The sequence below is a fragment of the Rhodococcus sp. Q1 genome (genome assembly GCF_004153645.1).
In the GTDB taxonomy this organism is placed as follows: Bacteria; Actinomycetota; Actinomycetes; order Mycobacteriales; family Mycobacteriaceae; genus Rhodococcus; species Rhodococcus gordoniae.
This window is the reverse complement of the sequence record NZ_SDMJ01000004.1, coordinates 197186-218541: the sequence shown is the minus strand read 5'-3', so window position 1 is coordinate 218541 and position 21356 is coordinate 197186. Positions and strand designations below refer to the sequence as shown.

The 21356-nt window shown below is 69.3% G+C and carries 20 protein-coding genes; 10 read left to right on the top strand and 10 right to left on the bottom strand.

The annotated features are described in order from the left end of the window. Nucleotides 1-16: 16 nt before the first annotated feature. The 3 genes from EQ874_RS13275 to EQ874_RS13265 form a co-directional block, all read right to left on the bottom strand. Entirely contained in the window at nucleotides 17-1675 is a 1659-nt protein-coding gene (locus EQ874_RS13275) for a GAF domain-containing protein (RefSeq protein WP_016933387.1), read from the bottom strand. Continuing rightward, entirely contained in the window at nucleotides 1672-2316 is a 645-nt protein-coding gene (locus EQ874_RS13270; RefSeq protein WP_129977059.1) for an alpha/beta family hydrolase, read from the bottom strand. The genes EQ874_RS13275 and EQ874_RS13270 overlap by 4 nt, the downstream gene beginning before the upstream one ends. A gap of 64 nt (nucleotides 2317-2380) precedes the next feature. Beyond that, nucleotides 2381-2929, bottom strand: a complete 549-nt coding sequence (locus EQ874_RS13265) for a hypothetical protein (RefSeq protein ID WP_129977058.1) — start codon at nucleotides 2927-2929, stop codon at nucleotides 2381-2383. A gap of 82 nt (nucleotides 2930-3011) precedes the next feature. On the opposite strand from EQ874_RS13265, the gene EQ874_RS13260 reads away from it, so the two are divergent. Together EQ874_RS13260 and EQ874_RS13255 are read left to right on the top strand one after the other, a co-directional pair. Further along, the gene (locus tag EQ874_RS13260) at nucleotides 3012-3506 is read left to right on the top strand and encodes a DUF2243 domain-containing protein (RefSeq protein ID WP_037222805.1); all 495 of its coding nucleotides are present in this window, start codon (nucleotides 3012-3014) and stop codon (nucleotides 3504-3506) included. Nucleotides 3507-3515: 9 nt separating this feature from the next. After that, a complete protein-coding gene (locus EQ874_RS13255; RefSeq protein WP_129977056.1) occupies nucleotides 3516-4322 on the top strand; it encodes a cytochrome c oxidase assembly protein in 807 nt (268 codons plus the stop codon). Here the strand turns inward: EQ874_RS13255 and EQ874_RS13250 are convergent. Further along, nucleotides 4291-5352, bottom strand: coding sequence for a tellurite resistance/C4-dicarboxylate transporter family protein (locus EQ874_RS13250; protein WP_186455325.1), 1062 nt, complete (start codon nucleotides 5350-5352; stop codon nucleotides 4291-4293). The genes EQ874_RS13255 and EQ874_RS13250 overlap by 32 nt on opposite strands. 1 nt (nucleotide 5353) lies before the next feature. Beyond that, nucleotides 5354-6220, bottom strand: coding sequence for a DNA-formamidopyrimidine glycosylase family protein (locus tag EQ874_RS13245; protein WP_129977054.1), 867 nt, complete (start codon nucleotides 6218-6220; stop codon nucleotides 5354-5356). 79 nt (nucleotides 6221-6299) lie between these two features. Between EQ874_RS13245 and EQ874_RS13240 the strand changes: the two genes are divergently transcribed. The 3 genes from EQ874_RS13240 to EQ874_RS13230 are packed head-to-tail and all read left to right on the top strand — an operon-like array spanning nucleotide 6300 to nucleotide 7941. Next, nucleotides 6300-7094: a thymidylate synthase gene (locus tag EQ874_RS13240; protein WP_207213553.1), complete on the top strand. Its 795-nt coding sequence runs from the start codon at nucleotides 6300-6302 to the stop codon at nucleotides 7092-7094. Beyond that, nucleotides 7094-7579, top strand: coding sequence for a dihydrofolate reductase (locus EQ874_RS13235; protein ID WP_129977052.1), 486 nt, complete (start codon nucleotides 7094-7096; stop codon nucleotides 7577-7579). Before EQ874_RS13240 ends, EQ874_RS13235 begins: the two co-directional genes overlap by 1 nt. A gap of 35 nt (nucleotides 7580-7614) precedes the next feature. Beyond that, entirely contained in the window at nucleotides 7615-7941 is a 327-nt protein-coding gene (locus EQ874_RS13230) for a cupin domain-containing protein (protein WP_016933259.1), read from the top strand. 6 nt (nucleotides 7942-7947) lie between these two features. On the opposite strand, the gene EQ874_RS13225 is transcribed toward EQ874_RS13230, so the two are convergent. Together EQ874_RS13225 and EQ874_RS13220 are read right to left on the bottom strand one after the other, a co-directional pair. Then, entirely contained in the window at nucleotides 7948-9474 is a 1527-nt protein-coding gene (locus EQ874_RS13225; protein ID WP_129977051.1) for a carboxylesterase/lipase family protein, read from the bottom strand. A gap of 55 nt (nucleotides 9475-9529) precedes the next feature. After that, complete coding sequence (locus EQ874_RS13220) at nucleotides 9530-10753, bottom strand: hypothetical protein (RefSeq protein WP_129977050.1); 1224 nt, start codon at nucleotides 10751-10753, stop codon at nucleotides 9530-9532. Nucleotides 10754-10812: 59 nt separating this feature from the next. On the opposite strand from EQ874_RS13220, the gene EQ874_RS13215 reads away from it, so the two are divergent. The 3 genes from EQ874_RS13215 to EQ874_RS13205 all read left to right on the top strand — a co-directional run bounded on the left by EQ874_RS13215 (nucleotide 10813) and on the right by EQ874_RS13205 (nucleotide 13968). Beyond that, nucleotides 10813-11460, top strand: coding sequence for a TetR/AcrR family transcriptional regulator (locus EQ874_RS13215; RefSeq protein WP_129977049.1), 648 nt, complete (start codon nucleotides 10813-10815; stop codon nucleotides 11458-11460). Further along, nucleotides 11457-13079 (top strand): acyl-CoA dehydrogenase family protein, encoded by a 1623-nt coding sequence (locus EQ874_RS13210; protein ID WP_129977048.1) that lies wholly within the window; start codon nucleotides 11457-11459, stop codon nucleotides 13077-13079. The genes EQ874_RS13215 and EQ874_RS13210 overlap by 4 nt, the downstream gene beginning before the upstream one ends. Before the next feature lie 97 nt (nucleotides 13080-13176). Continuing rightward, nucleotides 13177-13968, top strand: a complete 792-nt coding sequence (locus EQ874_RS13205; RefSeq protein ID WP_016933264.1) for an FAD:protein FMN transferase — start codon at nucleotides 13177-13179, stop codon at nucleotides 13966-13968. A 10-nt stretch (nucleotides 13969-13978) separates the two neighbouring features. Here the strand turns inward: EQ874_RS13205 and pgi are convergent, their stop codons facing one another. Beyond that, nucleotides 13979-15616 carry a glucose-6-phosphate isomerase gene (pgi, locus tag EQ874_RS13200; protein WP_129977047.1) on the bottom strand — a complete coding sequence of 546 codons (1638 nt, stop codon included), beginning with the start codon at nucleotides 15614-15616 and terminating at the stop codon, nucleotides 13979-13981. Between the two features lie 102 nt (nucleotides 15617-15718). On the opposite strand from pgi, the gene EQ874_RS13195 reads away from it, so the two are divergent. Beyond that, nucleotides 15719-17170, top strand: a complete 1452-nt coding sequence (locus tag EQ874_RS13195; protein ID WP_129977046.1) for an NAD-dependent succinate-semialdehyde dehydrogenase — start codon at nucleotides 15719-15721, stop codon at nucleotides 17168-17170. A 109-nt stretch (nucleotides 17171-17279) separates the two neighbouring features. Here the strand turns inward: EQ874_RS13195 and EQ874_RS13190 are convergent, their stop codons facing one another. Further along, on the bottom strand, nucleotides 17280-17591 hold the full coding sequence (locus EQ874_RS13190; RefSeq protein ID WP_016932179.1) for a chorismate mutase: 312 nt from the start codon (nucleotides 17589-17591) through the stop codon (nucleotides 17280-17282). A 234-nt stretch (nucleotides 17592-17825) separates the two neighbouring features. On the opposite strand from EQ874_RS13190, the gene pcrA reads away from it, so the two are divergent. Then, nucleotides 17826-20204 (top strand): DNA helicase PcrA, encoded by a 2379-nt coding sequence (pcrA, locus tag EQ874_RS13185; protein ID WP_129977045.1) that lies wholly within the window; start codon nucleotides 17826-17828, stop codon nucleotides 20202-20204. A 49-nt stretch (nucleotides 20205-20253) separates the two neighbouring features. Here the strand turns inward: pcrA and EQ874_RS13180 are convergent, their stop codons facing one another. Continuing rightward, complete coding sequence (locus EQ874_RS13180; protein WP_129977044.1) at nucleotides 20254-21234, bottom strand: M23 family metallopeptidase; 981 nt, start codon at nucleotides 21232-21234, stop codon at nucleotides 20254-20256. Nucleotides 21235-21356 lie beyond the last annotated feature (122 nt).

Sequence of the window (21356 nt, the reverse complement as noted above, 5' to 3'; positions counted from 1 at the left end):
TACGGAGCTCGTCCCGTCAGAGCGGGACGGTCCACAGCACCCGCGTGCCGCGCGGATCGGCCGGACCGATCTCGCACGACCCGCCGCACTGCACGGCGCGCCGCTCGAGGTTCGCCAGGCCGCTGCGTCGAGGTGTGTCGGGAAGGCCTGTGCCGTCGTCGAGGATCTCGATCCGGAAGTCGTCCTGAACCGAGACCGACACCGAGATGTTGTCGGACTGCGAGTGGCGCAGCGCGTTGCTCAGCCCTTCACGGAGGACGGCCTCGGCGTGCGGGTGGATGCGCATCGGGACCAGGGTGTCGATGGGGCCGACGAACTGGACGTTGGGCGCCACCGCGGAGTGGATGCTCAGATCTCCCACGACGTCCAGCAGTCTCCGGCGCAGACTGTTCGATGCCGCCGCGCCGGTGGTGTGCAGATCGAAGATGGTGGTGCGGATCTCGCGCACCGTCCGGTCGAGCTGCTCGATCGCGTGACGGATGACTTCCACGGCGCGTTCGGTGCCCGCACCTTCCGCGGTCGCGCTCTGGAGGCTCATGCCGGTGGCGAACAGACGTTGGATGACGTTGTCGTGCAGGTCCTGTGCGATGCGGTCGCGGTCGGCGAGCACATCGAGCAGACGCTTCTTGCGCTGCTGTTCGGCGAATTCGAGGGCCACGGCGGCAAGGTTCGCCATGGATTCGAAGCGGGCGACGTCCTCGTCGTCCCACGGTTCGGTGCCGGCCTCACGTGTCGCGATGAGTACGCCCGTGACGGTCGACGTCGCCGACAGAGGCAGCACAACCGCGTGTCCGTCGTCGCCCAGCTCCGTCGGTGGCAGCCCGGGGAGGCTGTCGAGATGCATCACCTGGCGGCTCTTGAGAGCTTGTAGCACAGGTGATCCGGTGATGTCGAAGCGCTTGTCCTTCCCGCACGGGAGCGCGGGTGCTGCGGCCTGCAGGCTGCCGTGGTGGCCGTCGACGAGTACGACATAGACTCCCGCACACCGGGCGAGTTCGCGGACCTGGCCGGTGAGCATCGACAGCGTCTCGTCCACCGATCCGCCCATCAGCAGCCGGGAGTTGATGGATGCCATTGCGGTGAGCCATCTCTCGCGGGCGAGGGAGCCCTCGAACAGGCGGGCGTTCTCGACGGCCACGCCCGCGGACATCGCGAGTACCTTGAGGATCACCTCGTCCTCTTCGGTGAACTCGGGCGCGCCCAGCTTCTCGGTGAGGTAGATACTTCCGAAGACCTTGCCGCGCACCATGATCGGGGTTCCGAGGAAGCTCTTCATGGGTGGATGGTTCGGCGGGAAGCCGATCGAGGCGGAATGCTTCGACAGGTCGCCGAGGCGCACCGGCCGGGGATCGTTGATGAGCAGACCGAGGATGCCCCGGCCTTCGGGCAGGTGACCCATCACCTCGCGCTGCGCCGGATCGATCCCGACGTACACGAACTCCGACAGGCCTCCGTCGGCGGCGCGCACACCGAGCGCTCCGTACCGGGCGTCGAGCAGCGAGGTCGCCGCGGAGACGATGCGCTGGAGCATGGAGTCGAGTTCGAGACCCGATCCCACGACGAGCACCGCCTCGAGCAGACCACGCAGGGTGGTCGGGGCATCGACGGAGTCGCCGAGCCGGTCGCGGAGCTCGGCGAGCAGCGTGTCGATGGCGACGTCGGTGGGTTCGATCATGACTTCTCTTCCAGCAGGTGCAGCGCAGCGGAGACGGCGGCCTCCGACGGATCCGTCTTCGCGCGGCTCAGGTCGTGTGCGGCCCCGGTGACCTCCACGAGGGTCGTGGCCGCGGGCAGGAGAGCGAGTGCCTCCCGTAGTTCGCCGAAGGTACCGAAGGGATCGCGGTCGCCGTGGACGAACACCGTGGGCATCGCGATCCTCGGCAGATGCTCGGTGCGCGGCTTCTCCGGTTTCCCCGGGGGATGAAGGGGATAGGACAGCAGGACGAGCGCGTCGGCGATGCCGGGTTCGTCGGCGGCGAGCATCGACGTCTGCCGGCCGCCGTAGGAGACACCGCCGAGCAGCAGGGGTCCGGACACCCGTCCGCGCAGCTCAGCGGCCGCGGCGGCGACACCCTCACGGTCCTCCGCCGCCCGGGACGACTGCGGGGGTCCCTTGGGTGTGCGCCGGCGGAACGGCAGGTCGTAGCGCAGGGCGAGGAAGCCGGAGTCGGCGAACCGGGCGCACATCAGTTGCAGGATCCGGGCGTCGCAGTTGCCGCCTGCCCCGTGCGTCAGCGCGACCGCGCCCCGCGGACTCCCCTCGGGACGATGCAGGTGCCCGGCCACGGGGCCGGTGTCCAGCAGTTCGACGCTCACACCGATACGGTAACCGCCGCATCGGCGGCGCTCTCGTACCCCTCCGCGCTCCGCCCCAGGTGGCCTACGCTCCGCGCGGCAGCCGTCCCGCTGCCATGCCGCGAGGCACAGGGCCGATGCCGGAGTGGCGGCCGGGGACGAGCGCGGCGTGCCGCCCACCCGGGCCGGGGCCCCGGCGAGCGGCCAGCGCGTCGGCGACCGCCCCGGTGACGAAGCCGTAGACGCTCTTGTGGAGGACGTCGACGGCCAGTTCCGAGCGGGGCCACGTCTGCGGCGGTGCGCCGACACCGGTCGCGTTCTCGAGGATCTGGTCGTTGGTCAGCCGCACGACGGTGAACTTCGTCGATGCGAGTGGGCCCCGCAGCCCCACCTCGGCCATGACCGACCGCACCACACCCAGGGCGATGCCCTGACCGAAGTGCATCGCCCAGTTCAGTGCGGTCGAATTCTGCCCGTCGGACTCGGACGCACCCGTCAACCGGGCGAGGACGCGGCCGGGGACGTGCGAGTTCGGCCGCCCGGTGACGGCCTGTTCGATCTTCTCTCCGACAGTCATGGCCGCGACCCCGGCGGCACCGGCGACCAGGCCTTCCCACAGTGCGTTTCTCAGCATGATCGCTCGGGTACCCCTCGCGGGATCGGAACAATCCGCAATCCCGATACAACAGGTCCCGGGACGACACGGTGAGGAAGCGATGACCGGCGCGATGCGACCCGGGGGTACGCGCGACGGAATGTCGGTGCGGCACTCCGCGATCAGTGGTGCTCTGCTCGGTGTGGCGCTCATGGCGGCGATCGACGAGATCGTCTTCCACCAGATCCTCGGCTGGCACCACTTCTACGATCGCTCCACGCCCGCGGTGGGTCTCGCCTCCGACGGCCTGCTGCACACTGCCGAGTTGCTCGTTCTCGTAGCGGGATTCGCGTTGCTCGCGGACGTGCGTCGCAGACATGCCCTTGCGGTACGGCACTTCTGGGCGGCCCTGCTCATGGGTGCCGGGGGATTCCAGTTGTTCGACGGGCTGGTCGACCACAAGGTGCTCCGCATCCACCAGATCCGGTACGACGTCGACGTGTGGCCCTACGACCTGGCGTGGATCGGAGCGGCTCTCGTGTTCCTGATCGCCGGTGCTGCGCTGTGGTGGTCGGCGCGGCGGAACGTCCGCACCGTCGGGCTCCCGGACGGATAGGAGCCGTCGGTGCACGACCATCCGACGTACACGGGGCCGGGTGTGCTCGCCCTCGTCGTCCTGATCGCCGCAGGGGTGGGGATCGCGCTGTACACCGGTGCGGCCGTGCGGCTCCGCCGGCGTGGCGACGCGTGGCCGCGGTGGCGCGATGCGAGCGTCGTCGCGGGCGCCGGTGCCGTCGCCGCCGCGGCGGTGCTGCCCTGGCCCGGTGGTCCGTTCACCTCCCACATGACCGGCCATCTGCTGGTCGGCATGGTCGGACCCCTTCTGATCGTGTTGGGCAGGCCGATGACGCTGCTGTTGAGGAGCGTCCCGGGGGGACGCACACGCACCGGCCTGCTCACCGTGCTGCATTCACGTCCGGCCGATCTGCTGACGGTGCCGGCCGTCGCGGCCGTGCTGGACATGGGTGGGCTGTGGGTGCTCTACCGGACGCCACTGTTCGCTGCCATGCACGACGACCCGCTCGTCGCGACCGTCGTCCACCTGCACGTCTTCGCCGCCGGGATGCTGTTCACCGTCGCGATCTGCCGCCTCGATCCGCTCCGCCGCCGGTACGGTCTCGCGCATCTCGCGGTGGTGTTGCTCGTGGCCGGCGCGGCTCATGCAGTGCTGGCGAAGACGCTGTACGCGCAGTCACCTCCCGGCACGATGTTCGCCGCATCCGATCTGCAGGCGGGGGCCCAGCTGATGTACTACGGCGGCGACGCGGTCGGTGTGGCCCTGGCCGTCGTGCTCGCCGTCCGCTGGTACGGCGAGATGGGGCGTGCCCGCGCGCGGGCGGTCACGGTCGGTCGCGCTCGACCGGCCGCGTGAGCCGGACCCACATGCGGTGCAGCATCGCGGCGAACACCACGACCCAGGCCGCCACCGCGACCCACAATTCGGCGGCACCGATCGCCCCGACCAGCGGCAGATCGTCGGCGCGACCCAGATACATCCCCGCGACCGCGTACATGCCGAGCGGGAAGACGATCGACCACAGGGCCGAGTCGTAGGTCAGCGGCACCCGATGGACGCGGTGACGCCACCAACCGGCCGCGACGAGAGGCGGCAGCAGCCACGTCGCGAAGGCCCAGATGACGACGGCGAGGCCCGCGATCAGTCCGCGGGTCGCGTCCACCATCGGGGCGTCGTCCATCTCGACGATGCGTGAGCCCGCCACGACGGTGATCGAGCACGCTCCCATCGACACCCAGTACGGTGCGGTCAGGTCGGTGGGACGCAGCGGGTACTGCAGCATCCGCGCCGCGACGAAGATGCCCGCCGCCGCGTACAGGAACAGGCCCACACCCCAGGTGAACACCGCGACGGCGGCGAGGAGCCGGTCGAGTTCGCGGTAGACGGGCTGGAGCGTGGCCGCGGCGATGGCCACCGATTCGCTGGCAACGACCCAGATGAACCACGTCCCGTTGGCCTTCGCGAGGACGGGACGCTCCGCCGTGCCGAGCACGGCGGTCCACGGGACGACATATCCCAGTACCAGCCAGGTCGCCGCCGCGCCCGCGAGCAGCACCGCCGCGGTGGAATGCCGGCCGTCCATCATCAGCCGTACGCCGAGCACGTTGCTGCCCGCGACGAAGGTGAAGAAGCCGAACGCCCGCCCGGAATCGGCGAGATCGGCGCGGACCTCGTCGCGGAACGCGAGGAACCGCCACACCGACATGGCCACGAGCGTCGCGTATCCGATCACGGACACGATCAGCAGCGCGGCCGATGCGAAGTGGAAACCGCGGAGATGGAGGCCGGTGGAGACGATGCCGCCGGCCATGACGAAGGCGAAGTAACCCGGCGCCAGGGTGCGCACTTCTTCGCGGAGACGGGGACGGGCCTGCACGGCGCGCACGCTACTTCAGCAGGCGGGACATCCGCCGGTCGGCGAGGACCTTCCCTCCGGTCTGGCAGGTGGGGCAGTACTGGAACGAGCGGTCTGTGTAGGAGACCTCGCGGACGGTGTCGCCGCACACCGGGCACGGCTCGCCGGTACGCCCGTGCACGCGCAGCCCCGACCGTTTCTCTCCCTTGAGGCGCGCCGCGTCCTGCCCGACCGAGCGGGTGACGGCGTCGGTGAGCACCGACCGCATCGTCCGGTACAGCGTGGTCACCTCGTCGTCGGTGAGCTTGCCGGCCGCCGCGAACGGCGACTGCTGCGCGACGTGCAGGATCTCGTCGGAGTAGGCGTTGCCGATCCCCGCGAGAACCTTCTGATCGGTGAGCAGCGTCTTGAGACGCGAGGTGCTGTCGGTCAGGAGCTCGGCGAACTCGTCGCGGGTGAGGGCGAGTGCATCTGGGCCGAGGCGGGCGATGCCCGGCACCTGCTGCGGATCGTCGACGACCCAGACCGCGAGGCGTTTCTTCGTGCCGGCCTCGGTGAGATCGAAGGCCGGTGTCGTCGCGTCGGGGGCGAACAGGTGCACGCGGAGGGCGAGCGGACCGCGACCGAGTTTCGGGGGAGTCTGCGACGGTTCGTCGAGCCAGCGCAACCAGCCGCCGCGCGACAGGTGCGTGATCAGATGCAGCCCGGAGCAGTCGATCGCGAGGAACTTGCCGAAGCGCGCCGCTCCGGTGATGTCGCGTCCCTGCAGCGCCGTGATCGGCGGGTCGGCCGTCTGCAGCACGCTCAGCGCCGCGACGTCGATGCGTCCGACGACGCTGCCGACCGCGTGCTCGCGCAGGAACACCGCAAGTGCTTCCACCTCGGGGAGCTCGGGCATGGGAACAGGCTACGGTCGCCGGGCCGTTCGCGGGTGGCGACGGACACCTTCGAGCCCCCGATAGACTGCGCTCGTGACTGTGTCGACGCCCTACGAAGACCTGCTGCGCCTGATCCTCGAGACCGGCGCGGAGAAGGCCGACCGTACCGGAACCGGCACGCGGAGCCTGTTCGGCCACCAGATGCGCTTCGATCTGTCCGAGGGCTTCCCGCTGATCACCACGAAGAAGGTGCATCTGAAGTCCATCGTCTACGAGCTGCTGTGGTTCCTGCGCGGCGACTCCAACGTCGAGTGGCTGCGGCAGCACGGCGTGACCATCTGGGACGAATGGGCGGCGCCCGACGGCGACCTCGGACCGGTCTACGGCGTGCAGTGGCGCTCCTGGCCGACGCCGGACGGACAGCACATCGACCAGATCGGCCAGGTCCTCGAGACGCTGCGCACCGACCCCGACTCGCGTCGCATCCTCGTCTCCGCATGGAACGTGGCCGAGCTCGACAAGATGGCGCTCATGCCGTGCCACGCCTTCTTCCAGTTCTACGTGGCCGACGGCAAACTCAGCTGCCAGCTCTACCAGCGCAGCGCCGACATGTTCCTCGGTGTGCCGTTCAACATCGCCAGCTACGCGCTGCTCACTCACATGGTCGCGCAGCAGACCGGCCTCGAACCCGGCGAGTTCATCTGGACCGGCGGCGACTGCCATATCTACTCCAACCACCTCGAGCAGGTCACCGAACAGCTCACTCGTGAGCCGTATCCCTACCCGACGTTGAAGCTGCACCCGCGCGACTCGATCTTCGACTACCGCTACGAGGACGTCGAGGTCGTCGGCTACCGGCACCACCCGGCGATCAAGGCGCCGGTGGCCGTCTGATGGGAGATGTCACCCTCGTCTGGGCGCAGGCACGTGGTGGTGTGATCGGGCGGGAGAACACCATCCCGTGGCACATCCCCGAGGACATGGCGTTCTTCAAGGACGCGACGATGGGAAAGCCGGTGATCATGGGCCGGCTCACCTGGGATTCGCTGCCGCCGAGGTTCCGGCCGCTTCCGGGACGGCGGAACATCGTCGTCACCCGCAACGTCGAGTGGTCGGCCCAGGGCGCCGAGACCGCGACGAGCCTCGAGGACGCCCTGACACTCGCCGGTGAGGACGAGGTCGTCGTCATGGGTGGGGGCCAGATCTACGCGCAGGCGATGCCGTTCGCGACGCAGCTGCTCGTGACCGAGGTCGACCTCGACGTCGCAGGAGATGCGACCGCACCTCCCATCGGGACCGAGTGGGTGGCGGATCCCGGACAATGGCTGACGTCCACCAAGGGAATCAGGTTCCGCTGGATCCGGTACGCGCGAAGCTGAGTTCTCGCGGAGGCATCTGAGCGATACTGCGGTACATGGACAAGCTCTCCTTGACCGCCATGGCACGGCAGCAGCTCAAACTCGCAGCGACGTCCAGCAGCGGACGCAGCTCCCAGACGGTTTTCGGTGGGCATACCAAGCACCTGCGGCAGACCGTCGTCGCGTTGCTGGCGGGGCACGAACTCGGCGAGCACGACAGCCCGGGCGAGGCGACCCTGCAGGTGCTGTCGGGTCAGCTCCAGCTCGTCGCCGGCAACGACGTGTGGAAGGGTTCGGCGGGCGACCTGATCATCATCCCGGCCGTGCGGCACAGCGTCAGCGCCATCGAAGACGTCGCCTTCCTGCTCACCGTGGCGAAATAGCGGCGCTCACCGGACGGGTGCCGGAGCGGTGTACCCGCGGTAGCCCTCCCACGCGAGTCGCCGGTCGCGGCGCGGATCGCGCTCGACACGCGTGACCTCGTCGAAAATGACTGTCGCACGGTCGTTCTCGTCGTAGCGCGGCCACGACGGCAGCGGTTCGCCGTGCCGGACCACGTTCAGCCACTGGCGCTGCATCGCCGCGGAGACCGTACGCAGACCGCGTCGGCCCCCCAGCGCCGTGAGGGCGCGGCCGAGCGGTTCGCCGCTCTGGTCGAAGACCGCGAGCAACTCCACGGCGTGGGTCGCGTCGAAGCCCATCCACCGCAACAGCCGCGGGGCGAGGTCGAATCGGTACATGAAGGTCGGCGCGAAACGCGAATGTGCCTGCGCGATCTGCACGGACGGATACCAGAAGGTGAGGTCGCCGCCGAGATCGATCGCGGCACGCTCGTCCGGATATCCCGGATAGACCGCCGTGATGCGATCCTTCGCCTCCGGGTCGGTCGCGGCGAACAACGCGTCGATCCGCCGCGGGCTCGTCGGCAGCGCGTCGAGGAACTTCGGGAACAGCGCACCTTCGCGGTCGTTCGTCCCGAGCACGAGCGGAACAGGATGCGCCGCACCCGTCTCGTACGCCTCGAGCGGCTGGAGCGGAACGAAATCACCGTCGACCACCGGGCCGAAGGGATGCAGACCGGGAGTCGCGCGCAGCACCTGTGCCCCGAGCCGGGAGCCCACCCGTCCGAGCTCGACGGGTGAGGCGTCGAGGAGCGCCCGGGCCGCCGAATCCGGATCGGCGCCGAGCAGTTCGACGAACTTCCGGCCCCATTCGGCCGAGCGGTCGGCGGTGACCACGAGATTCGGTGCCGGGCTCTGCGCGATCGCGGCGGAGAACAGTCCGCGCGCGGCGGGTGTCGCCAGCAGGGTGGTCACCGAGGTGCCGCCCGCGGACTCGCCGAAGATCGTCACGTTTCCGGGGTCGCCGCCGAAAGCGGCGATGTTGCGCTGCACCCATTCCAGCGCCGCGACCTGGTCGCGCAGGCCGAGATTGGAATCGAACCGCGTCGATTCGGTGGAGAAGGCGCCGAAGTCGAGATAGCCGAGCGCTCCGAGGCGGTAGTTGACCGACACGTAGACCACGTCGCCGCGCCGGACCAGCGACTCGCCGCCGTACACCGACAGGGCACTCGTGCCGAGGGTGAACGCGCCACCGTGGATGAACACCATGACCGGTCGAGGCGCGTGGACCCGTCCGGCCGGGGCGAGCACGTTGAGGGTCAGACAGTCCTCGTCGGGACGCACACGCACCCCACGACGCCCCGTCTCGGCATAACGCGGACGCTGCGGTGCGGCATTGCCGAACCGCGTCGCATCGCGCACCCCTGTCCAGGGCTCGACCGGTTGCGGCGCGCGCAGTCGCAGCGGACCGACCGGGGGAGCGGCGTACGGGATGCCGCGCCAGGCGAGGAGGTCGCCGAGCCGGGAACCGCGGACGGTCCCGTCGGCGAATGTGACGTGGGTCTCGGCCGTCATGCTCTGCACTGTACGTGACGGGGCGTCACAGCAGCCGTCGCCTCCGCGATCGGCGTCACCAGGCGTGGGCCTCGAGTCCCCGGTCCGCGAGCTCGGCCCGGACGTAGGTGCGCAGCGTCGAGGTGTCGGGGAAGCGCTCCTTGTCGAGAGCCACGAACGCCAGCGTGTACCGCTCGTCGGTGTGGCAGGCGTAGACCGACAGCCGGGTCGCGGTGCGGGCCGGCCGGGTGTCGAGTCCCGGATGCATGGCGCGCATCGCGATCCCGGTGGTGCGGTACGGCCCCAGGGTGGTGAGTTCGCGGGGCACGGCGCCGATGTTGGAACACAACAGGTCGCGCTCGCCGGCGCCCCGCGCGACGCGGGCGGCGAGCCGGTCGGGGAGGAGCTGCAGGATCTCGGCCGGCATGTTGTGCGGTGCCCCTTCCCGCGGCTGCGTGTAGGCCTGCGCGGCGTGGGCGCGGATCGAGGCGACGGTGTCGCCCTCGTCGACGGAGATCCCCACCATCGACACACCGTTGGAGACGGTTCCGTCTGCCCGGTCGTCGATGGGAACGGAGATGCGCACGGGGAACGGGATCCGGGCGCGGCGGGCGACGCCGGCCGACACGGCGAGCAGCAGGGCGTTCGGAGTGCCGTCCTCCGTTGCTGCGAGTGCCTTCCACTGCGCGGCGTCGACGTCGACCAGCGCGGTGCGGGGCCGGGCGCGCACCGTCTGTGGTGCGGGTGCCTTCTCGGTGCGGGGTGTGTACTTCACGCTGCGCAGTCCGCCGCCGACCTTCCGGAGCAGCTGCATCGCGTCGCGCAGGTCGGAGTGACGACCGGGGTCCGGTCGCCGCGGCCGGTCGGCGAGGGCGTCGGCGACCGCGCGGACGAATCCCCGTGCGTCCGTCAGAACGTGTGAGCACACGATCGACAGCGCCGTGCCGCCGCTCGCGAGGCGGGTCGCGGCGAGGGCCCAGCCGGGACCGAGTTCGGGATCGACGTTCACGTTCGCGTGCTCGTCGGCCCAGGCGAGGAGTTGGTCGTCGGGAATGGGCGTCGCGGGATAGCGCAGCGGATGGACGTGGGTGTTCGGCTCGAACCGGGGGCGCGCGCCGGGAACCCGGGACCGGACCACGCGGCGTCCGAGGGGGCCTTCGGACAGCACGTCGTGGAGGGACAGCAACAGGGTCGCGTCGACGGTCTCGTCGGTGCGCCACAGGCCCTGCATCACCGACGGCAGACCGGTTCCTTTGTGGCGGTGGAGGAACATCTCGTCCACGACGCTGAGTCGATTCACAGGTCCGACCGTAGCGCCGACCGTTGACCGAAGCACTGAACCGAGGTTCAATTCTTGGTGTGGCGTACCGGCGGACACCCGCAGTACAAGAGCGACTCGACGCGCAGCGCGAGGCGATCGCCGCTGCCGCCGTGGGATTGTTGAGCGAGCGCGGCTACAGCGGACTGTCCGTCTCCGCGGTCGCCGAACGCGCCGGCGTCGCCACCGGCAGTGTCTACCGGCACTACGTCGACAAGTCCGACCTCATGGTGCGCATCTTCCGGGAACTGTGCGGGCGCGAGGTCGAGGCCGTGACGGCCGCAGCCGCAGCCGGATCCGGTGCCGACCGGGTCAGCGCGGTGGTCGAGACGTTCTCCCGGCGTGCGCTGCGCAATCCCACCCTCGCCTACGCACTGCTCGCCGAACCGGTCGACGCCGCGGTCGACGCCGAACGGCTCGTGCTGCGTCGCGCTTTCGCGGCGGCCTTCGCGAACGCCGTGAACCACGGCATCGCGGCCGGTGAATTCCCCGGCCAGGACGCCGAACTCACCGCCGCCGCCCTCGTCGGTGCGGTCGGTGAGGTCCTCACCGGCCGCCTGCGCGGCGCGGCCGATGGTCGCCTTCGCGGCGCGGCCGAATCCACCGTCCCCGATCTCGTCGTCCTCGCCCTGCGGGCGGCCGGGTGCCCTGCCGTCCGGAACGACATCGTGTCAGGAGTGAAGCCGTGAATTTCCCCGCCACCCATGAGGTGTTCAACCAGGCCCCGGACCTCGAGCCCTACCGGGCCGCCGACGATCCGGCCCTGCTCGAAGGGCTGCGCCGTGAGGGGGCGAGATGGGCCGAGGACGAGGTCCGTGAACTCGGCGCCCTGGCCGGCAGCCCCCGCGCCCAGGACTGGGGTCGCCTCGCCAACGAGTACCCGCCCGTCCTGCACACCCACGACCGTCACGGCCACCGCGTCGACGAGGTCGAGTTCCATCCGCACTGGCACGACCTGATGACCGTCGCCGTCGAGAACGGCCTGCACGCCGCGCCCTGGCGCGATCCGCGTCCCGGCGCGCATGTCGCCCGTGCCGCGAAGTTCTACGTGTGGGGACACACCGACGCCGGGCACATGTGCCCGATCTCCATGACCTACGCCGCGATTCCGGCGCTGCGCCACAACGCCGAACTCGCCGAGCGCTACGAACCGCTGCTGGCCGCCCCGCACTACGACTTCGGACTGAGGGAGCCCTCCTCGAAGCAGGGCCTCATCGCCGGGATGTCGATGACCGAGAAGCAGGGCGGTTCCGACGTGCGCGCCAACACCACCACCGCCACCCCGAACGCGGACGGGTCGTACACGATCGTCGGGCACAAGTGGTTCACATCCGCGCCGATGTCCGATCTGTTCCTCACGCTGGCGCAGACCGAGCACGGACCGTCGTGCTTCCTGCTGCCGCGCGTCCTGCCCGACGGCACCCGTAACGCCATCCGTATCCAGCGGCTCAAGGACAAGCTCGGCAACAAGTCGAACGCCTCCTCCGAGATCGAGTACGAGAACGCGATCGGGTGGCTCGTCGGCCCCGAGGGGCGGGGCATCAACACCATCATCGAGATGGTGAACATGACGCGGCTCGACTGCGTCATCGGCTCGGCGGTCAACATGCGGGTCGCGACGCTGCGCGCGGTGCATCACGCGCGACACCGGAAGGCGTTCGGCGCGCTGCTCGTCGACCAGCCGCTCATGCGCAACGTCCTGTCCGATCTCGTCGTCGAATCCGACGCTGCGACGACGATGATGATGCGTCTGGCCGGGGCCACCGACCGCGCCGCGGGGGACGAGCAGGAAGCTGCGCTGCGCCGTATCGCGCTGGCCGTCACCAAGTATTGGGTGTGCAAGCGGGCACCCGCCCTGACGGCCGAAGCCCTCGAATGTCTCGGCGGCAACGGTTACGCCGAGGAATCGGGGATGCCGCGGCTGTACCGCGAGTCGCCGCTCATGTCGATCTGGGAAGGGTCCGGAAACGTCGCGGCGCTCGACGCCCTGCGGGCCATGGCCCGGCAACCCGACACCGTCGAGGCGTTCTTCACCGAGGTCCGGCTCGCGGAAGGCTCCGATCCCCGGCTCGATTCGGCGATCGCCCGGGTCGGCAAGGAGCTCGCCGACCTCGAGGACGCGGAATACCGGGCACGGCGGGTCGTGGAACTGATGGCTCTCGTCCTGCAGGGAGCCCAGCTCGTCCGGCACGGGCACCCCGCGGTCGCGGAGGCGTTCTGCCGGAGCCGGCTCGACGACGACTGGGGCATTGCGATGGGCACATTGCCGACCGGGGTGGACACCGCCGCGATCCTCGAGCGGGTCTGACGAGGGCGGGCCCGATCTTGCAGCGCTGTCACCCGTCGTAGGCCGCGGGCATACTGGAATACATCCTGCGAGATATCGAACACGGGTGGAGCCCGTCATGGTCGGCAGCAACGAATGGTGGGAGTGGGGTCGGCAGATCGCACTCGCGGTGACCGAGCCGCACGCACTGCACCGTGCCCGCATGATCGTGCGCGGCGTCGTCGCCGAATCCGAGGCGGTCAGCGACAGCCGCCGGGGCGACGCCGAGATCCATTCCGTCAATCTCGCGCAGGGCACTCCGGTCACGATGAGCCCCCGCCTGGCGTCGATGGTGCGGTCGGCGCTGTGGGCGGCCCGTATGACGGGCGGGACCGTCACTCCGGTCGACTCCGACGACGCCTCCGTCGACGCGGGTGCCATCCCGCCGATCCATCCCATCCCGACCTACCGCGACGTGCAGATCGAGGGAGACGTCGTGCTCGCCCCGTTCGGGGTGAGTCTCGAACTCGGCGCGACGGCCGTGGCCGACACCGTCGACTACTCGGCGGCGCTCGTCGCGAGCCTGCTCGAATGCGGGGCGCTCGTACGCATCGGCGATGTCATGGCCACCGCGGGTCACGCCCCGGCCGGGGGATGGCAGGTGCCGCTTCCGGATCGCGGGTCCGTCGAACTGCCGGCCGGATCGGCGATGGCGTCGCACACCAGCGATGTCGCCGACCCGGAGCGGTGGCGTCTGGTCAGCGTCATCGCTCCCGACGCGGTGTGGGCCGATGCGGCTGCGGCGACGGCGCTGCAGCGGGGGATCGGGGCCGTGTCGTGGCTCGAGCAGTACGACCTGCCCGCGCGCCTCGTCGACACCCACGGTCGCGTCCGGACCACCACGGCGTGGTCCGATCCGAAGGCAGCGTGACCGAGAGCGGTCACGCCCGATCGCGCAGGGTTCGGTAGGTCTCGATCAGGTGGTCGGTGGAGGCATCGCCGGTGTCGGGGGTCTCGTCGCCGGCGAGCACCGCCTGCAGGGCGGTGGCCTGGGTCTTGCCGAGTTCGACCCCCCACTGATCGAACGAATCGATCCCCCAGATCACCCCTTGGACGAAGGTCTGATGCTCGTAGAAGGCGATGATCTGCCCGAGCACCGACGGCGTCAACTCGGGCGCCAGGATCGTCGTCGACGGCCGATCGCCGGGCATCACCTTGTGCGCCACCAACGCCTCCGGCACACCTTCGGCGCGGACCTCGTCGGCCTCACGCCCGAACGCCAACACCTTGGCCTGGGCGAACATGTTCGCCAACACCAACACCTGCATCGAGGTGGTGCCGTCGCGGGCGGGCAGGTCGTCCCCACTGCGCGCCAGGCCCAGGAAATCGACCGGCACGATCTCGGTGCCCTGATGCAACAACTGGAAGAAGGCATGCTGACCGCCCGTGCCGGGCTCACCCCAGAACACCTCCCCGGTCGGGCAGCGCACCGCGGTGCCGTCCGCGCGCACCGACTTGCCGTTCGATTCCATGGTCAACTGCTGCAGATAGGCCGGCAACCGCGCCAGATCCTGCGCATAGGGCACCACCGCCCGCGACCGATGGCCGAGGACACTGGCGTTCCACACCCCGATCACCCCGGCCAGCAACGGCGCATTGCGCGCCGGTTCGGCGGTGGCGAAATGCTCGTCGATGGCGTGCATGCCGGCGAGGAACTCACCGAACTTCTGCCGTCCGATCGCGCACATCACCGCCAGCCCGATCGCCGAACCCACCGAATAGCGGCCCCCCACCCAGTCCCAGAACTCGAACATGTGCGCCGGGTCGATACCGAACTCGCGTACCCGCTGCGTGTGCGTCGACACCGCCACGAAATGCTGGGCGACGGCGTCCTCGCCGAGGGCGTCGACGAGCCAGCGGCGGGCGGCGGTGGCATTGGACAGCGTTTCGAGGGTGGAGAAGGTCTTCGACGCCACGACGAACACGGTCGTCGCCGGATCCAGATCGGCCAGCGCGGCGGTCAGATCGGCGGGGTCGACGTTGGAGACGAACCGTGCCGCGGGCCCGTCGTGGAAGCGGCGCAGCGCGCCGGTGACCATCGCCGGGCCGAGATCGGAGCCGCCGATGCCGATGTTGACCACCGTGGTGATCCGCTGCCCGGTGGCGCCGCGCCAGCGTCCGTCGCGGATCCGGTCGGTGAACTCACCCATCCGGTCGAGCACGGCATGCACCTGCGCGACGACGTCGATTCCGTCGACGATCAGCGATGCCTGCCGCGGCAGCCGTAGGGCGGTGTGCAGCACCGCCCGGTCCTCGGTGCTGTTGATGTGCTCACCGGCGAGCATCGCCTCGCGGGCGGCGGCCACACCCGTCTGCTCGGCGAGTTCGAGCAGGGTGTGCAGCACCGGGGTGTCGAGGCGTTGTTTGCTGAAGTCGACCACCAGATCCCCGGCAGGGATCGTCAGCGCCGAGACCCGGTCGGGTTCGGTGGTGAACAACTGCCGCAGTGACACCGATTCGAGCCGGTCGCGGTGGTTTTCCAGAGCTTTCCACGGTGCCGTTGCGGTTACGTCGCTCATGTCGTCGACAGTAGTGCGCCCCGAGGGGGTGTGCCCGGTGTGTGAAGGCGGGGATCCCGAGGTTCCCGGCAGCGAGCGGCTGTGGCGCGCATGATGGGGCATATGGATGCTGCAGAACTGATTCGGTCCGTCCCCACCGACCTGTTCCTCGGCGGTGAATGGGTTGCGGCCGAGAACGGAGCCACTTTCGGAGTCCACGATCCCGCGACCGGCGAAGAACTCGCGCGTGTCGCCGACGCCGGGCCCGGTGATGCCGTGCGGGCCCTCGACGCGGCCGTCGCGGCCGGTCCGGCGTGGGCCGCGACCCCACCGCGCGAACGCGCCGAACTACTGCGGGCGGTCTGGCAGAAGATCACCGACCGCGCCGACGACTTCGCGCTGCTCATGACCCTCGAAATGGGTAAGGCACTGCCGGAGAGCCGGTCCGAGGTGACCTACGGGGCCGAGTTCCTGCGGTGGTTCTCCGAGGAGGCCGTCCGCATCTCCGGTCGCTACACACCCGCCCCGGCCGGCACCGGGCGTGTCCTCGTGACCAGACAACCTGTCGGCCCCTGCCTGGCCATCACGCCGTGGAACTTCCCGCTCGCGATGGGCACCCGCAAGATCGGCCCCGCCCTCGCCGCGGGCTGCACGATCATCGTCAAACCCGCCTCCGAGACACCACTCACCATCCAGCTGCTCGCACAACTCTTCGACGAGGCAGGACTGCCCGCCGGCGTCCTGTCGGTGCTGCCGTCCTCGCACGCGAGTGAGGTCACCGGTCCGCTCCTCGAGGATCCCCGGTTGCGCAAGCTCACCTTCACCGGCTCCACCGAGGTGGGGCGCACGCTCGCCGAGAAGGCCGGTCGATCACTGCTGCGCACGTCGCTCGAACTGGGTGGCAACGCGCCGTTCGTCGTCTTCGAGGACGCCGATCTCGACGCGGCCGTCGAGGGTGCGGTGGCAGCCAAGCTGCGCAACGGGGGAGAGGCCTGCACGGCCGCGAACCGTTTCCACGTCCACAATTCGGTGCGCGAGCAGTTCGTCGCGAAGCTCACCGAGCGCATGGCGTCGTACAAGCTCGGGCCGGGAACGGAGCCCGACGCGACGCTGGGCCCGCTCGTCAACGAGAAGCAGAAGAAGACCGTGATCGAACTCGTGCAGGACGCGGTATCGGCGGGTGCCTCGGTGCGACTGGGCGGTGAGGCCGCGGACGGTCCGGGATGGTTCTATCCCGCCACCGTGCTCGACGACGTGCCGCACCAGGCACGCATCCTGAAGGAAGAGGTGTTCGGACCGGTCGCGGCCGTCACCGGCTTCGACACGGAGGAGGAAGCGCTCGCGGCTGCGAACGACACCCGGTACGGGCTCGCCGCCTACATCTTCACGCGCGATCTCGACCGCGCCCTGCGCGTGTCGCATGCGCTCGAAACCGGCATCGTGGGTGTGAACCGCGGTGTCGTCTCGGACGTCGCGGCACCGTTCGGCGGGATCAAGGATTCCGGGCTGGGACGCGAGGGCGGCACCGAAGGCATCGAGGAATTTCTCGAGACCAAGTACATCGCCCTGCAGTGAGAGCGGTGGGGAATCAGTGACCGGGACGGCCCCGCCGTCAGTGACCGGGACGGCCCCGCCGTCAGTGACCGGGACGGCCCCGCCGTCAGTGACCGGGACGGCCCCGCCGTCAGTGACCCAGACGGCCACGCCCGAGGCGGAGCAGCAGCATCGCCAGGGTGTGGCCTTCCTGGCCCAGTTCGCTGAACCGCTCGAGGACCTTCATCTCGCGGCTGTGCACGAGACGGGTACCGCCGGATGCCATCCGGGTACGCCCGATCATGCGGGAGACCTCGGTGCGCCGCTTGACCGCAGCCAGGATCTCGGCGTCGAGGCGATCGATCTCCTTGCGGAGCTCCTCGATCTCGGCTTCGGTGGGCACTCCGGCGTCGTCGGCTTCTGCCGGCTCGCCGGAAAGGGAAGAATCGATGTGCGTGCTCATGTCGTCTCCTCGCATCTGCTCTGAAGGATCGCCCGTCTGGGAGCGGCTGTTACCGGTATCGGGTCGGGCCGGCCGTCGGGAATCGACAGCGACAACCGGAACTCGATCCGAGCCTGCAAAGGACAGAAGACATGGCCCCCAGTTTGCCACTCACCCTGTCGGCCCTGCCACTCGCCCTGATCGACGGTGCGGTCCGGATCCGTTGTCCGGGCGGTCCGGTAGTTTGGTGAAACGATGAACACTCCCGTCGCACTCGCACACTCCCGCCCCGGATCCGATGCTCTTCTCGAAGGGCTCAATCCGCAGCAGCGGGAAGCGGTCACGCACGAAGGAGCCCCGCTGCTCATCGTCGCGGGTGCCGGCTCCGGCAAGACGGCCGTGCTCACGCGACGCATCGCCTATCTGCTGGCCGAGCGCGGCGTCGCCCCCGGTCAGGTGCTCGCCATCACGTTCACCAACAAGGCTGCCGCCGAGATGCGCGAGCGGGTGGCGGCCCTGGTGGGGCCGCGCGCGAACGCGATGTGGGTCTCGACCTTCCACTCCAGCTGTGTCCGGATCCTCCGCGCCCAGGCCGCTCTGCTCACGGGCATGAATTCGAATTTCACGATCTACGACGCCGACGACTCCCGTCGTCTGCTCACGATGATCGCGAAGGATCTCGAACTCGACAGCAAGAAGTACTCCGCGCGGCTGCTGTCCACGCAGATCTCGAACCTGAAGAACGAGCTGATCGGGCCCGACGAGGCCGCGCACGAGGCGGAGACCGATTCGGCGGCCACCGAACTCACCCGCGTCGTCGCGCGGGTCTACGCGCACTACCAGCAGCGCCTGCGCACGGCGAACGCCTTCGACTTCGACGACCTCATCGGCGAGACGGTGGCGCTGCTGCAGGCACATCCGCAGGTCGCCGAGTACTACCGGCGCCGGTTCCGTCACGTGCTCGTCGACGAGTACCAGGACACCAACCACGCGCAGTACGTGCTGGTGCGCACCCTCGTGGGCGATCCGGAGGAGGAATCCGCCGTTCCCCCGAGCGAATTGTGCGTGGTGGGCGACGCCGACCAGTCGATCTACGCCTTCCGCGGCGCCACGATCCGCAACATCGAGGAGTTCGAGCGCGACTATCCGCAGGCCCGCACGATCCTGCTCGAACAGAACTACCGCTCCACCCAGAACATCCTGTCGGCGGCGAATTCCGTGATCTCCAAGAACACGGGTCGCCGCGAGAAGCGGTTGTGGACCGATTCGGGCGAGGGCGAACTCATCACCGGTTACGTCGCCGACAACGAGCACGACGAGGCCCGGTTCGTCGCAGCCGAGATCGACCGGCTCGTCGACGGCGGCGACACCACCTATTCCGACATCGCGGTGTTCTACCGCACCAACAATGCCTCCCGTGCGTTCGAGGACGTCTTCATCCGGCACGGAGTGCCCTACAAGGTCGTCGGCGGGGTGCGGTTCTACGAGCGCAAGGAGGTGCGCGATGTCGTCGCGTACCTGAAGGTGCTCGACAATCCGGACGACACGGTGAGCCTGCGGCGCATTCTCAACACCCCTCGTCGCGGTATCGGTGATCGCGCCGAGGCGTGTGTGGCGGTCCACGCCGAGCGCCTGGGTGTGAGTTTCGGGCAGGCACTCATCGACGCCGCTGCCGGCAAGGTCGCGCTGCTGAACACGCGGGCGCAGAAGGCGATCGCCGGATTCGTCGAGATGATGGACGGCCTGCGGACGATGCTCGTCGCGAGCGACGCCGACGGCAACGACATGGTCGACATCGGCGATGTGGTCGATGCGATCCTCGAACGCACCGGATACAGCGCCGAGTTGTCGGCGAGCGACGATCCCCAGGACGGCGCCCGTCTCGACAACCTTCACGAACTTGTCAGCGTGGCAAGGGAATTCAGTGCCGACGTTCGCAACGCGGCCGGGATCGTCGACGACGAACGCGAGGAGGGCGATCCCGAACCGGGATCACTCGCAGCGTTCCTCGAGAAGGTCTCGCTCGTCGCCGACGCCGACCAGATCCCCGAGAACGAGGCCGGCGTCGTCACGCTGATGACGCTGCACACCGCGAAGGGTCTCGAGTTCCCGGTCGTCTTCGTCACCGGCTGGGAGGACGGCCAGTTCCCGCACATGCGCGCCCTCGGAGATCCGGCCGAGCTGTCCGAGGAACGACGTCTCGCGTATGTGGGTCTCACCCGGGCCCGGCGTCGTCTCTACCTCTCGCGGGCCGTATTGCGCTCGTCCTGGGGGCAGCCGCTCACCAATCCGGAATCCCGTTTTCTGCAGGAGATTCCGCAACATCTCATCGACTGGCGACGCCTCGAGTCCACACCTGCACGCGGGCAGGCGATCGGTTCGGGCACGGGTTCACGCTTCGGTGCGGGCGAGGGGCGGGGTTCGTCGAGCACCCCGAGTTTCGGTGCGGCGCGCGGACGCAACAACCACTTGGTGCTCGACGTCGGCGATCGCGTCAGTCACGACAAGTACGGTCTGGGAACGGTTCTCGAAACCCGCGGGTCGGGCCCCACGGCTACCGTCGTGATCGATTTCGGTAGTGCCGGCAAGGTGCGGCTGATGCTGGTCGGCGGTGTGCCGATGGTGAAGCTCTAGGGCGCTCCGGCCTTGCTTTTCGGCCGTCTGCTCCCGCTGCGGTCGGCAATCAGTCGCGGTCGGGGCCGAGCGAGATGCCGCGTGTGGCGAGCCACGGAAGCGGGTCGATCTTGTCGACGCCGTTGAGGTGCACCTCGAAGTGCAGGTGCGGGCCGGTGGAGAAGCCGCGATTGCCCATGGTGGCGATCTGGTCGCCGGCCATGACCCGCTGACCCACGCTGACGAGCGACTGGTCGATGTGCCCGTACACGGTGACGGTGCCGTCGGCGTGGAGGAGCCGGATCCACATGCCGAATCCGGAGGCCGGACCGGAATCGATGACCTCCCCGTCGGCGACCGCGAGGATCGGGGTGCCGATGGGACCGGCGATGTCGATGCCGGCGTGGAGCGTGCCCCAGCGGGCACCGAAGTGCGAGGTGAACGAACCCACGGCGGGAAGCACGAACAGCGGGCGGCGGGCGGCGGCCTCGCGCGCAGCGCGTTCCTCGCTGAACCGCTGACCCTTGGCCAGGAGATTCGAGAACTGCGACAGATCGTTCGGATCGGCGATGTTGAGCACCTGCGGAGCCTGCGACGGCTCGGCGTCGGCGCTCGGTGCGAACTGCGCGGCCTGGGGCACGGCGGTGGCGGTGATGACCGACGAATCTGCTTCACCGGCGGCGAGAGCGACCTCGGAGTGTCCGGTGCTCTGCCCCGGACCGCCGTTGGCTGCGGCCTGGCCGGCTGCCACGACGGCACCGGCAGCGACCGCGAAGACGGCGGCGCGGCCTTTGAGGGCGGTGGGGGGAGTGGGAAGTCGATGGGCTCCACCACGGGACGCGGGAGCGGTGACGTCGCTGCTCTCGGAGTGATCGCGCGAGAAGCGGTCGTCGCGGACGGCGTGGCCGTGGGAATCGGAGTAGTAGGTCGCCTCGGGACCGGGGCCGGTGTTCCGGAAATCCAGCGTGGCGGCTTCCCAGGGATTCCAGTCGTCGGGGGTCGATTCGGGACGGCGGGTTCGGCTGCCGGCACTCGGACTGCCAGAGCGCATGCCATCCTCCGTTCGTGACCTCATCGTTACTTCGACCAGGCGACGGTAACGAAGCGATCGCGGGGGTGGCAAGCCGTAGTTCGTCCAGCAGACGTTATGTGAGTGGCATCACAGTTCAAACC

Excerpts from the sequence above, each read along its gene's own strand:
- EQ874_RS13275 (WP_016933387.1), bottom strand. The coding sequence starts at position 1,675 with ATGATCGAACCCACCGACGTCGCCATCGACACGCTGCTCGCCGAGCTC.
- EQ874_RS13265 (WP_129977058.1), bottom strand. The coding sequence starts at position 2,929 with ATGCTGAGAAACGCACTGTGGGAAGGCCTGGTCGCCGGTGCCGCCGGG.
- EQ874_RS13260 (WP_037222805.1), top strand. The coding sequence starts at position 3,012 with ATGACCGGCGCGATGCGACCCGGGGGTACGCGCGACGGAATGTCGGTG.
- EQ874_RS13245 (WP_129977054.1), bottom strand. The coding sequence starts at position 6,220 with ATGCCCGAGCTCCCCGAGGTGGAAGCACTTGCGGTGTTCCTGCGCGAG.
- EQ874_RS13235 (WP_129977052.1), top strand. The coding sequence starts at position 7,094 with ATGGGAGATGTCACCCTCGTCTGGGCGCAGGCACGTGGTGGTGTGATC.
- EQ874_RS13230 (WP_016933259.1), top strand. The coding sequence starts at position 7,615 with ATGGACAAGCTCTCCTTGACCGCCATGGCACGGCAGCAGCTCAAACTC.
- EQ874_RS13225 (WP_129977051.1), bottom strand. The coding sequence starts at position 9,474 with ATGACGGCCGAGACCCACGTCACATTCGCCGACGGGACCGTCCGCGGT.
- EQ874_RS13205 (WP_016933264.1), top strand. The coding sequence starts at position 13,177 with ATGGTCGGCAGCAACGAATGGTGGGAGTGGGGTCGGCAGATCGCACTC.
- pgi (WP_129977047.1), bottom strand. The coding sequence starts at position 15,616 with ATGAGCGACGTAACCGCAACGGCACCGTGGAAAGCTCTGGAAAACCAC.
- EQ874_RS13195 (WP_129977046.1), top strand. The coding sequence starts at position 15,719 with ATGGATGCTGCAGAACTGATTCGGTCCGTCCCCACCGACCTGTTCCTC.
- EQ874_RS13190 (WP_016932179.1), bottom strand. The coding sequence starts at position 17,591 with ATGAGCACGCACATCGATTCTTCCCTTTCCGGCGAGCCGGCAGAAGCC.
- pcrA (WP_129977045.1), top strand. The coding sequence starts at position 17,826 with ATGAACACTCCCGTCGCACTCGCACACTCCCGCCCCGGATCCGATGCT.
- EQ874_RS13180 (WP_129977044.1), bottom strand. The coding sequence starts at position 21,234 with ATGCGCTCTGGCAGTCCGAGTGCCGGCAGCCGAACCCGCCGTCCCGAA.